General features: G+C 44.5%; 1 protein-coding gene. It reads right to left on the bottom strand.

The genetic code is table 11. The features are described 5' to 3' along the window. Positions 1-487: type II restriction enzyme (locus tag AWU74_RS07535; protein WP_438816371.1), on the bottom strand; the 487-nt coding region annotated here is incomplete at its 3' end. Positions 488-577 lie beyond the last annotated feature (90 nt).

The following is a 577-nucleotide window of genomic DNA, read 5'->3' on the forward strand; positions in this document are numbered from 1 at the left end:
CTTCAACGATGCAAAAACCGCTTGCGAATTCATAGCCGGCGTCAACCTCAATCTGCGAATTCTCTACGGCTATTTTTTGTGTTTTTGGTTCGCTGTTTTTTCTGTTTATAACATAGTCAAAACACCCGGACGACATTCTGCCGCTTACCGTATAATAAATTTCTCCCGCTGTGTTTACTACGTCTTTTATAATGCCGCTGTTATACGCAAATAGCAGCGCGGACGCTTCGCTGTATAATTTGACATGGTCGACGGTTTCTAAATCAGGAATGGTAACGGGCGTAGGACGGCAGTTGGGATACGTAATTTTTTTATGCGGTTCAAACTGACCAATAATATATTCGCCCCTGCTTATCGGAAGAATCGATACATTATTGCTTTGAAAAACAGACGGCAACTGTGTCGACTGGTCGAATTTTGCCATGAGGCGGGCTTCTTTTACGGTATTTATCTCGGACGCTTTTAGTCGGAAACAGCCGTCTGCCAAAACTTTTGATACGATGCCGTGTTTTTCAAAAAGTATTTCCCAAGCTCTGTCAGTCGTGATACCAGTGCAGCGGTCCGGCGGAACGAGTGC

It is taken from the genome of Treponema endosymbiont of Eucomonympha sp. (assembly GCF_001028545.1).